At 35.5% G+C, this 13,444-nt stretch carries 11 protein-coding genes and 1 pseudogene; 8 read left to right on the top strand and 4 right to left on the bottom strand.

Annotated elements, in window-relative coordinates:
- Nucleotides 1-135: 135 nt before the first annotated feature.
- A complete protein-coding gene (locus ACH2CJ_RS01520; protein WP_394990307.1) occupies nucleotides 136-1,497 on the top strand; it encodes a deoxyguanosinetriphosphate triphosphohydrolase in 1,362 nt (453 codons plus the stop codon).
- Nucleotides 1,498-1,582: 85 nt separating this feature from the next.
- Here the strand turns inward: ACH2CJ_RS01520 and ACH2CJ_RS01525 are convergent, their stop codons facing one another.
- Nucleotides 1,583-2,101 (bottom strand): DinB family protein, encoded by a 519-nt coding sequence (locus ACH2CJ_RS01525; RefSeq protein WP_394990308.1) that lies wholly within the window; start codon nucleotides 2,099-2,101, stop codon nucleotides 1,583-1,585.
- Between the two features lie 222 nt (nucleotides 2,102-2,323).
- Nucleotides 2,324-2,881, bottom strand: coding sequence for a TetR/AcrR family transcriptional regulator (locus ACH2CJ_RS01530; protein WP_394990309.1), 558 nt, complete (start codon nucleotides 2,879-2,881; stop codon nucleotides 2,324-2,326).
- 266 nt (nucleotides 2,882-3,147) lie between these two features.
- Between ACH2CJ_RS01530 and ACH2CJ_RS01535 the strand changes: the two genes are divergently transcribed.
- Nucleotides 3,148-4,428, top strand: a complete 1,281-nt coding sequence (locus ACH2CJ_RS01535; protein ID WP_394990310.1) for a metallophosphoesterase — start codon at nucleotides 3,148-3,150, stop codon at nucleotides 4,426-4,428.
- Nucleotides 4,429-4,485: 57 nt separating this feature from the next.
- On the opposite strand, the gene ACH2CJ_RS01540 is transcribed toward ACH2CJ_RS01535, so the two are convergent.
- Nucleotides 4,486-4,899, bottom strand: coding sequence for a hypothetical protein (locus ACH2CJ_RS01540; protein ID WP_394990311.1), 414 nt, complete (start codon nucleotides 4,897-4,899; stop codon nucleotides 4,486-4,488).
- A 298-nt stretch (nucleotides 4,900-5,197) separates the two neighbouring features.
- Here ACH2CJ_RS01540 and ACH2CJ_RS01545 point away from each other — a divergent pair, with 298 nt between their 5' ends.
- The gene (locus tag ACH2CJ_RS01545) at nucleotides 5,198-6,355 is read left to right on the top strand and encodes an acyl-CoA dehydrogenase family protein (RefSeq protein WP_394990312.1); all 1,158 of its coding nucleotides are present in this window, start codon (nucleotides 5,198-5,200) and stop codon (nucleotides 6,353-6,355) included.
- Between the two features lie 251 nt (nucleotides 6,356-6,606).
- Nucleotides 6,607-9,417 carry a purple acid phosphatase family protein gene (locus ACH2CJ_RS01550; protein WP_394990313.1) on the top strand — a complete coding sequence of 937 codons (2,811 nt, stop codon included), beginning with the start codon at nucleotides 6,607-6,609 and terminating at the stop codon, nucleotides 9,415-9,417.
- Nucleotides 9,418-9,492: 75 nt separating this feature from the next.
- Here the strand turns inward: ACH2CJ_RS01550 and ACH2CJ_RS01555 are convergent, their stop codons facing one another.
- Complete coding sequence (locus ACH2CJ_RS01555; protein ID WP_394990314.1) at nucleotides 9,493-10,938, bottom strand: Gfo/Idh/MocA family protein; 1,446 nt, start codon at nucleotides 10,936-10,938, stop codon at nucleotides 9,493-9,495.
- A 167-nt stretch (nucleotides 10,939-11,105) separates the two neighbouring features.
- Between ACH2CJ_RS01555 and ACH2CJ_RS01560 the strand changes: the two genes are divergently transcribed.
- The 4 genes and pseudogenes from ACH2CJ_RS01560 to ACH2CJ_RS01575 form a co-directional block, all read left to right on the top strand.
- Entirely contained in the window at nucleotides 11,106-11,339 is a 234-nt protein-coding gene (locus ACH2CJ_RS01560; RefSeq protein WP_394990315.1) for a DUF4160 domain-containing protein, read from the top strand.
- Nucleotides 11,336-11,785, top strand: a complete 450-nt coding sequence (locus tag ACH2CJ_RS01565; protein ID WP_394990316.1) for a hypothetical protein — start codon at nucleotides 11,336-11,338, stop codon at nucleotides 11,783-11,785. The genes ACH2CJ_RS01560 and ACH2CJ_RS01565 overlap by 4 nt, the downstream gene beginning before the upstream one ends.
- 56 nt (nucleotides 11,786-11,841) lie before the next feature.
- Nucleotides 11,842-13,158, top strand: coding sequence for an SIR2 family protein (locus ACH2CJ_RS01570; protein ID WP_394990317.1), 1,317 nt, complete (start codon nucleotides 11,842-11,844; stop codon nucleotides 13,156-13,158).
- Nucleotides 13,155-13,444 (top strand): annotated as a pseudogene (locus ACH2CJ_RS01575) (hypothetical protein); the annotation flags it as partial. The gene ACH2CJ_RS01570 and the pseudogene ACH2CJ_RS01575, both read left to right, overlap by 4 nt.

Raw genomic sequence — 13,444 nt, forward strand, 5'->3', positions numbered from 1 at the left:
TGTGTCATTCGTTCTGTCATTGATACATTGCTAAAAAGGCAACTGGAGGTACTTCCATACCTAAATCTAATCATTAAAAATCAACCTGTGTGGTAACAATAAGTGTATCTTGCAGCCAAATCCAAAATTTTGCAAATGAACTGGCAAACCCTTTTCTCCAATAAACGACTTGGTGCTGAACACCGCAACGCTCACGAAAATTTCCGCACAGACTATATGCGAGATTACGACCGATTGATTTTTTCATCGCAGTTTCGTCGTTTGCAAAATAAAACACAAGTTTTTCCCTTGCCTGGGGCTGTTTTTGTGCATAATCGGCTTACTCATAGCTTAGAAGTTGCATCGGTTGGGCGTTCGTTAGGAAAAGCCATTGGTGAGAAAGTTGTTGAAAAACACAAAGACCAACTCAACCAAGAAGCCATTGAGTTTTACAAATTTGAACTTTCGGCAGTTTGCATGACGGCTTGTATTGCTCATGATATTGGAAATCCACCTTTCGGACATTCTGGTGAAGAGGCAATCAGAACTTATTTCAAAGAATTAGAAGGTGAAAAACTATCTATTTTAACTCAAAACTTGACTGAAAATCAATTCAATGACTTTAAATATTTTGAAGGAAATGCCAATGCTTTTCGCATTTTGACGACAATCTTTAATCAAAGTAACCTCAATTTAACTTATACAACCTTAGCTTCAATTATTAAATATCCTGCCGATTCGACGAATGGATTTAAAAAGAAAAGTTATATTTCTGCCAAAAAATCAGGTTTTTTTGACACCGAAATAGATTTCTATAAAAGTATAGCTAATGAATTGAATATCAATGCTTTAAATGAAAAAAATACAGTTTTTGCACGTCACCCTTTTGTGTTTTTGGTGGAAGCTGCCGATGATATTTGCTACCGAATTATTGACCTCGAAGATGCCCATCGCCTCAATATTATTTCGATTCAAGAAGCTCGAGATTTGCTCGAACCTTTTTTCGAAAACCAAGAAGGAAAAAAAAATATCAAAGAAAAAGTTGATACCATTGAAGATGATAAACAAAAGCTGGCATTTCTTCGGGCAATGCTCATAGGTAAATTAGTATTTAAATGCACTGAAGTCTTTTTTGAGTATGAATCTCAATTGCTCGATGGTACGCTCAATAAGCCTTTAATTGACCTTTTGGATGAAAAAATAATTGCTTTGATTGATAAAATAGACCAAATTTCAATCAAAAAAATTTATAATGATAAGTCAGTAATCGAAATAGAAATTGCTGGTTATCATATTATTGGTGGTTTATTGAAAGAGTTTATTTCAGCAGTTTTGCAGCCAAATTCGCCTAAATCAAAGAAATTACTGCAACTTATTCCTAATCAATTTAGCATTGAGAAAGAAGAAAATGTTTATCAAAATATTCAATCTGTGGTAGATTTTATCTCGGGCATGACCGATTTATATGCCATTGACCTATACCGAAAAATCACAGGAATTCAGATTCCACATTTGTAGGTAGAATGCAAAGAGGTTTTAGGCAAGAAGGCGATAATTTTACTTTGCAATCAACACTTTACTTGGACTACTGCCTATTTTTGCCCTATTTCTTTTTCAAAATCGCCTTGCGATGATGCAAAATATGATAGTGCATAAAATAATAAAACTCCTTTATAGTCAGCATTTTAAGTGCGGGATGTTTGATACAATATTCATCTAATTCTGCTTCCGACCAATCATTAAGAAAATCGGCAAGTGTTTGATGATGTTTCAAAAAACTGCTTAAAAGTATGTCTTTTGAAGGGTTTTCTGGCATTTGCGGCACAAAACCGCCACGAGCTGTAACACCCGTTCCTAAAACTGCCAAATACCTATCAACCACACCCTCATAAGAGAGTATAGGGCGATCGATTTTTCCAAATTGTTGTTCGAGAAATGCTTTTGGTAAAGCCATTCCTTGATTCAAACCTTTTGCTGATTGTGTTAAATGCAATATATTTTCAGCAACCGACCATTTTTCGCCAATTGGAGCAAAAAATTGTGCTTCTTCAATATTCTCAACATCGTTTGTAATAATTTTGAAACTCTCTTCTAAAGCGGTTTTTAGTTCTTGTTTTGTCATAGTATTATTTTTTTGTACGATTGATTCCCTAACGTTGTTGCGGACAACTCCGTTTTTTTATTAAAAGCATTCCCCAAAAAATCATGAGGACGAACATAAAGGCTCGTCCCCTGACTGAATTACCTGTTAACGCACTATAATTTTTATATTTTTATTATACCAAACGTTTGTTTTTTATTTTAAACCTAAAACCTACTACCTAATCGCACGGGCGACCCCGTCCTAATTCAATTTTACCATTGTACGGGCAAAGGCATCATAGAGAAAATGTTTATCGTTGTATAATTTTGAAAACATTACTGCTCCTTCAAACTCCATGATGGTTTGTTGGGCAAATCGAAATGATAATTCGGGATTTTTACGAGTCTCAAAAATGGTTTGTAGAGCTTGTGTCCATCCATCCATAATTGCTCGTAATACTTCATGAAATTCTGGAACTACGCCAACGGTTTCGAGAGTTGTATTACCTATTAAACAGCCTCCTTCCTTCTCCAAAAGTAATCTTCCCATCTTTTTTAAGAGTTTTTCCATGCGTTCTTCAGACGTAAGATTTTCGTCATGTGCAATTGGAAAAATTCTTTCAGACATATCTCTATGAATAGATAATAACAAATCTTTCATCAACATTTCTTTACTTGGAAAATGATAATATAGACTTCCTTTTTGCAAGCCACAGGCATCGGCGAGGTCTTGCATAGAAGTATTGTGATAGCCCTTTACTCGAAAAACATCCGATGATTTGAGTAAAATTTCGTCTTTTGTTATTTTCTGAACAGCCATTTTATAGAGTTGATAGCGGAATGTTGCTCGGTGACAAACGACCGTCCACAGAAATCAATATTTGAGTAATTATGGGTCAAATATATAAACATAATTTTATATACCAAACGATTGGTAGAATATTTTTTTTTCTCATCAATCACGAAAAATAACCTTTCATAACATCTATTGGTGATATGGAAAGTAGTCGCACAAAATTTGAAACCTTATTTATTTGAAATCCGTTGTGTTTTCATTCAGTTTCTCTTAAAAATAAGCTAACTACTATGAATCGAATTGTTGGTTTTGCCTTGATGGCGGCCTTTTTTGTATTGATTGATTTTTATGTTTGGCAAGCAATAAAAGTCGTTATGCGTTCGGCAAGTGCTTCTGCACAGCGTATTATTGGTTTCGGATTTTGGGGTTTTACGGTTTTTTCTATCATTTCCATTATCGCCATTTTTACTTATGTGCCTATGTCGGCACCTGTCAAAGCCAGTTTTAGAACTTTTCTAATGGCAGGGATCTTCATTATTTATATCTCAAAGATTTTCTCGGTTTTAATACTTATCATTGAAGATTTGATTCGTCTGGGCAAGTGGGTTATTTCTTATTTTCAGGGCAATTATGCTGTACAGCAAGTCGTTACTGAAAATATACCTGTTGAAGCCGAAAAAATTAGTCGCTCAGTGTTCTTGGCAAAAACAGCTTTGGCGATTGGGGGCTTACATGCTGGCGGTATGGCTTGGGGAATTCTATCAGGGGCTCATGATTATCGAGTACGTAATGTAACACTTCGCCTAAAAAATCTACCAAAACAATTTGATGGAATGAAGATTGCCCAATTGTCGGATATTCATTCGGGAAGTTTTTTCAATAAAACTGCCGTAAAAGGTGGTGTAGAAATGTTGATGAAAGAAAAACCAGATATGTTTTTCTTTACGGGCGATTTGGTGAATAATATTGCTCCCGAAGTAAAAGACTATATCGATATTTTCTCAAAAATTAAAGCTCCGTTGGGTAGTTTTTCAACTTTAGGAAATCATGATTATGGTGATTATACGCAATGGGAATCACCCGAGAAAAAAACTCAAAATCTCAAAGATTTGATGAATGCCCACAAAACAATGGGCTGGGATTTGTTGCTTGACGAACACCGAGCAGTAAAAGTTGATGGCGAAAGTATTGGGATTTTGGGTATTCAAAACTGGGGAGCAGGTGGTTTTTCAAAACATGGAGATTTGGCAAAAGCCCATCAAAATACGCAGGATTTGCCTGTAAAATTGCTTCTTTCGCACGATCCAAGTCATTGGCGTGGGCAAGTAGTTTCGCCAAAATACAATGATATTGATGTAGCTTTTGCAGGACATACGCACGGAATGCAATATGGTGTTGAGTTAGGTAGTTTTAAGTGGTCGCCTGTACAGTTACGTTACAAAGAGTGGGCTGGACTTTATGAAGAAGGCAACCAAAAACTCTATGTTAATCGGGGCTTTGGTTACATCGGTTATCCAGGGCGTTTGGGTATTTTGCCTGAAATTACTATTTTTGAATTGAAAGTAGGATAAAAAGCCATAAGTTCGTGGTAAATCGTTGATTATAAATCTTTTAAACGTGACACATTTCTAAAGTGTGTCACGTTTTTGTTTTAATTGATTTTGGTTTTTTGTTAAAATACTCTCAATATATTGGTTGAAGCGTTCATTATCAAAATAACCAACACCAGCATACATAAAAACGGTTTTATTATTTATGACTAAATGACTTGTTGGAAAAACCTTAATATCAACAGGAAACTTGTCATTTTTTAATACATAAAATGGTACAGTGAAATTGTGTTTATTTAAGAAACTTCGCACATCTTCGGGTTCTTCTTGGCTTAGTATCACAAAATTTATTTTATTCTTAAATTTGTCATAAAATGCTTGTATCATTAACATTTCAACTTCGAAATAACCACTACTGACGAAGCAGAAGTTAATGAATAAATTAGGGTGATTCAATAATTTACTCATTTTATATGCCTTATTGTCTACCATGTCGATTACCTCTTTTGTTTTCAGTGCTTCAAAACTGTAGCTTTCGAACTTTGGGAAGGGGGAATCTTCAAATTGGTTTTTCTTACCAGTTATTATATTTTAAAAAAAAATCTTTGTCTCGTTTGATTTTGCGTACTTTCGTAAAAAGTAAAAATAGCTTGACAATACAACTGTAAATACTAAAAATATAGTAAGAGTTACTTTGATAATTTTCATAGTTTTGCTTTTTGACAAAAGAACTACTTTTTTTGTATAAAGGTAAAAAAGTGTCGTTAAATAATGTTAAACCTAAAAAAACATGTACTTCAACGACGAACATAAACTTTTCCGAGAAACGGTGCGACAATTTATAGCAAAAGAAGTCGTACCAAATGCCAATACTTGGGAAGCTGAACGCCATATTCCGAAAGAAATTTTGAAGAAAATGGGCGATATGGGCTATCTCGGTTTGCTTTTTCCAGAAGAATATGGCGGGAGCAAGGCAGATTTTTGGTTTTCGGTGGTTTTCTTAGAAGAAATCGCTCGAAGTTATCTGGGTGGTTTTAGCACTATGATAAGCGTTCACACTTACATGGCGATTAACCATATTTATAAGGCTGGAAGTGAGGAATTGAAGCAAAAATATTTAGTTCCTGCTATTGCTGGAGAGAAATTAGCAGCTTTGGGCATTACTGAGCCTGATGCTGGCTCTGATGTGGCAGCCATCCGCACAACCGCTCGAAAAGAGGGCGATGAGTTTGTAATCAATGGCTCAAAAACTTTTATTTCCAATGGCTTTTATGGCGATTTTATTACCCTTACTTGTAAAACAGAAGCTGCTGCTGGAATAGCAGGAATCAGCCTAATTGTAGTTGATTTAGATGCCGAAGGCGTGACAAAAACCAAACTTAACAAAATGGGCTGGCATAGCTCCGATACTGCCGAAATAAAATTTGACGAAGTGCGAGTACCCATCAGTAATTTGATTGGCTTTGAAAATGGTGGGTTTTATTATTTAATGGAAAGTTTACAAATTGAACGTTTAGTGGCATCAGTTATCGCGGTTGCAGGAGCAGAATTAGCTTTAGAAGAAACGCTTCGATACTTGCATGAAAGAGAAGTATTTGGTCGAAAAATTGCCAAATTTCAAGCAATTCGCCATAAAATAGCCGAAATTGCTACCGAAATTGAAATATCGAAGCATTTTGTTTATAATACTTGCCAAATGTTTTCGGAAGGAAAAATGGTTGTAAAAGAATGTTCGATGGCAAAACTTTATACCGCCGAACTTGCCAAACGAGTAACTGATACTTGCTTACAGTTTTTTGGCGGCTATGGTTTTATTGAAGATTATCCGATTTGTAGAATGTACCGTGATGTGCGAGTGGGGACAATCGCAGGTGGAACTTCCGAAATTATGAAAGAAATCATTGCTAAAATTGTGATAGATGAAGTGAAATATGCGAAGGTTTACTAAGGATTTCTAAGACAGTTTTCATGTTTTTTGATAATCGGCATTTAAAAAATTGCCAATTTTTCTTGCATTATCAGAAAAAATAGCTACATTTATATACAAATGTTCATATTTTATATTCAAATATTTATATCTAAGTTTCATTCCCCTGCCGCATTACCACATGATTCTACTCATAAAGAATGTAAAATGCTATAATTAAATTCGACTACTTTAAAAGGATTCAAATTATTCATTCAATCATCTTTACAACAATGAAAAATTTATGGGTTTTTCTGTTAGTTCTATTTTTTTCGCCTGTGTATGCTCAGTATCAACTTGACATAATTAATGCTGGGAGTTCGTGGAAATATTGGGATGCTGGATTTACAGTTCCTGACAGTGCAAACTGGAAAACGAGTACAAGTTATAATACAGGATCTTGGGGAACGGGCAATGCACCTTTAGGATATGGCGACCCCGTGACAACAACCATTGGTTATGGGGGAAATCCAACCAATAAACACCGAACGGCATATTTTAGAAGTCAAGTTACACTAACGGGTTATCTCGATGGAGGAGATACTACTATAAGTCATCCATGTGCCATTTATAAGCTAAGAGTAAAACGTGATGATGGAATTGTGGTGTATGTGAATGGTCGCATTGTTTTTAGAGATAATATACCTCTTCCGTTTGGATTTCATACCTATGCTCCTTTGGTAACAGAGGGAGATACTTGGCAAGAAATTTACATCGATCCTCATATTTTTCATATTGGAGACAATATCATTGCAGTTGAAGTGCATCAGCAAGCCAATGATAGCTCCGATTTGTTTTTTGATTTAGAGCTAAAGGCCTTTCGGACTTTGCCTTTTACTCAAAATGCGATTATTAGAAATACGGATAGTTGGAAATATTTAGATAATGATAGCGACCCAGGAGCTACATGGAAAAACGTTGGTTTTAGTGATGCAAGCTGGCTTTCGGGTTTAGGAGAATTTGGATTCGGAGAAGGAGATGAAACTACAATAATCAATGCTGGATTTATTACCACATATTTCCGAAAAACGTTTAATATTACGAGCCTTGATGATTTTTATCGCTTGAGAATGAAGCGAGATGATGGCATTGTGATTTATATAAATGGTGTTGAGGCGTTTAGAGAAAACTTTAATACCTATGAAACCATCTCTAAAGCCACTTTGGCAAGCAATGCCGAAGATGATGGCAATGTTTGGAACGAAATATTTTTAAAAAACACAGGTTTTGTTGTGGGGCAAAATACCATTGCCGTAGAAATGCACCAAGTCTCTACGGGAAGCTCTGATTTATCTTTCTTCTTTGAAATAATTGGTATGAAAACCGCTACTACCTTTGTTACACGAGGACCTTATCTTCAAAGAGCAGCACCAACTTCCATAAAAGTTATGTGGAATACCTCAGTGGCAAGCATTGGTCAAGTAAAATATGGAACAGACCCTAATAATTTGAGTAGTACTTCGTCACCAACTCCTTCAGCCATTGACCATAATGTAACCTTAACTGGGCTTACACCAAACACAAAATATTATTATTCTGTTGAAACAAATACAACGATTCTTGAAAGAACGTCTGACAATTTGTTCATTACACCGCCGACGACTGGAATTGAGAAGAAAACTCGGATTTGGGCAATGGGGTGTTTTGGTTCAGGAAAATTGCCTCAAAGACAAGTACAAGAACGTTTTTTGGAGCAGGTTCACAACAATTATGTTGATATGTTTTTGCAGTTAGGTGATATTGCCTACGCTGATGGCTCGGAAAGTGATTTCCAAAAAAATTACTTTCAAGTTTATCAAAATTACCGTACCATGAAGCAAACTCCGATATATAATGCTCTCGGAAATCATGAATATTGCAATGGTACTTGCTATGGTAATTTTGCAGGAATTGCCTCAAAAAATATATTTGAAACTTTTATGGCTGCCGAAGCAGGTGGTGTTGCTTCTGGTGAAGAAAGATATTATTCCTTCAATCACGGCAATATCCATGTCATAAGTATTGATGCTTTTGGTACTGAATCCGGTACGAATTTTCATATTTATGATGCAGGAAGTCTTCAAAAACAGTGGCTTATCAATGATTTGGCAGCAAATACACAAAAATGGACTATTGTAATTGTACACGCTCCTCCATACTCCAAAGGTAAGCACGACTCTGATAATCCTCCTGCCCCAGGGCATAATACTGAACCAGAAATGATTGGTGTGCGTTCGCTCGTGCCATTATTCGACCAATATAATGTTGATTTGGTTTTAGGTTCACATAGTCATAATTACGAACGTTCAAAACTCATCAAAAACCATACTGGCAATAGTGATTCGTATGTTCCAGCAACGCACGAAGTAATTGGCACAAATGGCAAATACGATGGAACGGCTTTAAACACTTGTCTGTATAATAAACAAACAGCAAACAAAGGTACTGTTTATGCTGTAGTTGGTTCGGGAGGGAGGCTCGAAACAGGCGTAAGTTCTCCGTGGCCTCATCCAGCTATGGCAGCAGCTTATGATGTAACGGTTCAAGGCTCATACCTAATCGAAATCGAAGGCAGTAGAATGGACGTGTCGTGGGTAACAATTGATGATGTTTTAATCAATGGCGACCCCATTGTAAAAGATAGATTTACGATGATGAAAGACATAAATTTAACAGCAGAAACAGTTCCTGTTGCCATCGGAATTCCGACAATTACACTAACAGCACCGTGGTCAGGAACTTTTATGTGGTCCAATGGAGCTACTACTCAAAGTATCACAGTGGCTGTTACTAATACAAGCTATACCGTAACCGATTATAGTATTGCTTGTTTGAGCAAAATATTTACAATAACAACTTGCCCTACCATAAATACACTAACCAATCCGATAACATCTGGTGTCTTAAAATATGAAGTATCTCAAACATTGACAGCTACCAATATTATTAGTTCAGGTGCAAATGTATCTTATGATGCTGGAAAAGCTATTTTATTAAATCCTGGGTTTTTAGTAAATAACGGAAGTATTTTTAAAGCATATATTGATGGGTGTGGTAATTTTTAAAAGTAGAAGAATGTGTGAAAATTTAAAAACTCTCCCATTTGAAAAACTTAATATTTTCAAATGGGAGAAACTATCTTATATCCATCCACCGGTACGATATTCACGCTTTATGAAAGCATTTGCTTCGTCGAAATTCGTGATTTTCATATTAGCACCATCCCACAAAAGTTTTTTTCTTCCAATAAATTTATTTTTTGAATTTCTAAGCAAAAACGAACGAACTGCCAGATTTCCCATCAAAACAGTTTCTGTCAAAGGACCCGATTGGTCGAATGACGAACTTGTATAAGTACCAAAACCAGTTTTGCAAGCTTTTACCCATTGTTGCTGATGTCCGTTTGTGTCTCCATCAACCAAAGCACGTTTTGGTTCAGGAAATGTTACATCTTGTTGTTTTCCGTTGGCAAATAACTTTGGATTATTGCCAAAAAGTTCACAAGCCAAAATTCCTTTCGTACCGATAAACATAATTCCACCATCAATATTGGCAAAAACTTTTTCATAATCGCAACCTTCTGGAAGTTTTGGGCGAATACCACCATCGTACCATGAAAGACTCAATTCTTTATAATTTTTACTTGTAGGGTTTGGAAATTTTAGGTGAATAGATGACGAAGGAGGACAAACATCATCAAAGAATGCTTCTTTGAAAAAATCGGCATAGACCTGTCCGACCGAACATTCGACCGAAGTTGGATACCCTAATTTAAGTGTACGAAAAGGCACGTCGATAAAATGACAACCCATGTCGCCCAAAGCTCCTGTGCCAAAATCCCAATAGCCACGCCAACGAAAAGGCATATATGCTTCGTGATAGTCACGTTCAGGAGCAGTTCCCAGCCATAAGTTCCAATCGACTTCGTTGGGAATCGGTTGCTTTTCGCCTTTATCTTTTGGAGATTGTACGCCTTGCGGCCAAACAGGGCGATTTGTCCAAACTTCGACCGTATGTACTTCGCCAATCATGCCACTTTGCACAATTGCTTCCGTAACCCTTGTGCCCTTTCCACTACTTCCCTGATTCCCCATTTGTGTAACAACCTTATATTTTGCTGCACCTTCCGTCATTTGACGAGCTTCCCAAATATCATGTGTGAGGGGTTTTTCACAATAAACGTGCTTGCCGAGTTGCATTGCCGACATCGCAATTGGGTAGTGCATGTGGTCGGGCGTGGTTACAATTATTGCATCAATATTTTTAGCCTCCGAGTCCAACATTTTTCGATAATCTTTGAAATAAGGGGCATTTGGAAATTTAGTACGAAACTTTGCAGACATTCTATCATCAACATCGCATAATGCTACGATATTATCAGAGCCATTATTATAGGCTTGTGGAATATTAAAATCGGCTTTTCCGCCACAACCAACGGCTGCAATATTGAGTTTGTCGCTGGGTGCTACAAAGCCTTTGCCAAGTACGTGGCGTGGCACAATCATAAATCCTGCCGAAGCTAATACGCTACTTTTCAGGAAGTTACGTCTGGAATCTTGTTCGTTTTTATTATTAGAGTCGTTCATGTCGAATAGATTGTAATGATGAGGTTGAATTTTTACGAAATGTAGAAAAATTTTGGAGAGGAAAAAAGAGGAACGAAAGAATGGTTCTTTTAAAATTATTATTTTGAAGTTTAATGCTTAGTTTATACATTTGTTGTAACGTAACGTTACATTTAAAAAACAAGTAAATGTTTGAGAGTTTTCAAGGAATAAAGATTTATGTGTATGATTTTGACCATAATCCACCACATTTTCATGCAATTAGTGCAGAATATGAAGTGCTGATAGATATTAGAGATTTGTCAGTTTTGAGAGGAGAAATGCCGTCAAATAAACTTAAACAGATTATAAAATGGGCAAAATTAAATCAACAGTATCTTTTGGAAGAATTTGAAACATTAAACCCAAAATTACGCAAATGAGAAATCCAAGAATTTTAAAAATCATCAATATTGAGCCTTTCAAAATAGAAACACTTTGGACGAATGGCGATGTACGTTTAATTGATTTTGCAGATAAATTATTCTCTTTTTCTGAAAATGAAAGGTATAAACCATTGCTTAATTTTGAGGTATTTTCAAAAGTTGAGGTTGGAGAAGGAGATACTTTGTGTTGGCAAAATCTACAACATAAAACAGCTAAAGGTAAGCTAAGTCCATTGGCGTTTGACCCTGATGTATTATTTGCCGAAAGCCAATTATTAGCACCAAAACCGATTATAGAAATTGATACAGACCACGAATTTACGCAAGCCGAATATGCTCGTCGTAACGGAATAAACCCAGCAAAAGTACGCACTTGGGTAAGGCGTGGGCGACTAAAAAGTCGCTATGTACCGCATTTGGATATTACGCTGGTGGTGGTGTAGATTGACTCGTTGATATTAAAAAGACCCTAATTTTATCACTTTAAATCCAATATAAAATGCCTGAAAACCAAAAAGAACGGAATCCTTATTTTCTTTGGTCAAAAGAAAATAAAATTGAAATAAAAAAAACAAATGAAGACATTCAATTACTAATAAATGGAAAAACTTATTCAGAAAAAGATAAAGATGGAAAGGAAATTAAGTTAGACGAAGACCAACTTAGAGAAATTGCTCACAAAAAGTCAAGAGAATATTATTCCACAGCTTTAAAAAACTTCCATTTTTCAAATCTTGTGATTTTTTCAGGTGCTGGTTCTTCTGTCGGAATAGGAAATAGTAATGCCAATAATGAAATGAAAGGTGGTCAAACTATGGCAAGTTTATGGAAAGAACTTGAAAAAGATAATTCGATACTTGATTTTAAGAAATTTATAGAAAAAAGTGGATATGAATTAAAGGATTCAAATGGCGATTTGATTTGGGACTTAGAAAAACTTTTAGACCATGCTCATACAAATAAAGTTAAAGATAACTCTCTTGAAAATGATATTGAAATAATTAAAAAATTTCTTATCCAAAAATGCACTCTTGATGTATCTGGTTCTGATACTCATTTATCTTTCTTGCGAAAAATAACAAAACGTAAAATGAAAGATAGTAGAGTTAAAATTTTCACAATAAATTATGATACTTTATGGGAGCAAGCTGCAAATATTGATGGTTTTACAATAATTGATGGTTTTGGTTATTCAAACCCTCGAAGTTTCAATGGTAGAATGTTTGATTATGACATGGTTATTCGTGAAGGAAGTAGAATTAAAGAAGAAGATAGTTTTATTCCAAAACTCTTTCATCTTTACAAAGTTCATGGTTCGTTAGATTGGTACAGGAAAGACGGTGAAATCATTCAAAAGGAATTAGATTTGAATGATAATACAAAACAGCTTTCAGAGATTATCACCCAAAATAGGCTTACTGTTTTTCCAAGTGATAATAAATATGAACAATCCTATGAACAACCTTATTTTGAAATGATGTCTCGTTTTCAGAGAGCTTTGCGGACAGAGAATACACTTTTGATAACGATTGGTTTTAGCTTTTTAGATAAGCACATTAGCTCAGTTATTGAGGAATCTTTAAAATATAACACAAGCCTAAGTTTGATAGTAATAGACCCATCTATAAACAAAACTAAGGATAACTGGCAACGAGCATTTGCCTTTGCTGAAGTAGATAATAGAACATTATTAGTTGCTGAAAAATTTGTTGATTTTGTAAGTAACTACCCAGATAATAATGTATTTGAACAAGAAGATGTTGATGTAAATTTCTCAAAAATGCTCAAAAAACTACTTAATCAATCGAAAAAGTGAAAAACAACAACCTTTTTGCTGACAGCCATTTTGTAGGATATGTAAGCCATGTTTCTCCATCATTTACCAAAGTACATTTGCCTTCTTCAAGTTTGCTTAAAAAGTTTTATTATGATGGGGAGGCTTTGCAAGCGGGTTTAGTTGGAAATTATCTTTTGATAGAAGGAGAAAATTATGGCTTTTTAGCCCAAGTAATCGAAATATCTTTACCCGAAAAAGAGCGGTTAGACCTAACTCAATCAACCTTTGAAAAATTTAATTTACACCCAACAGCAAGAGTAGAAAT

The organism is Emticicia sp., from assembly GCF_043780375.1.
Taxonomy (GTDB): Bacteria; Bacteroidota; Bacteroidia; order Cytophagales; family Spirosomataceae; genus Emticicia.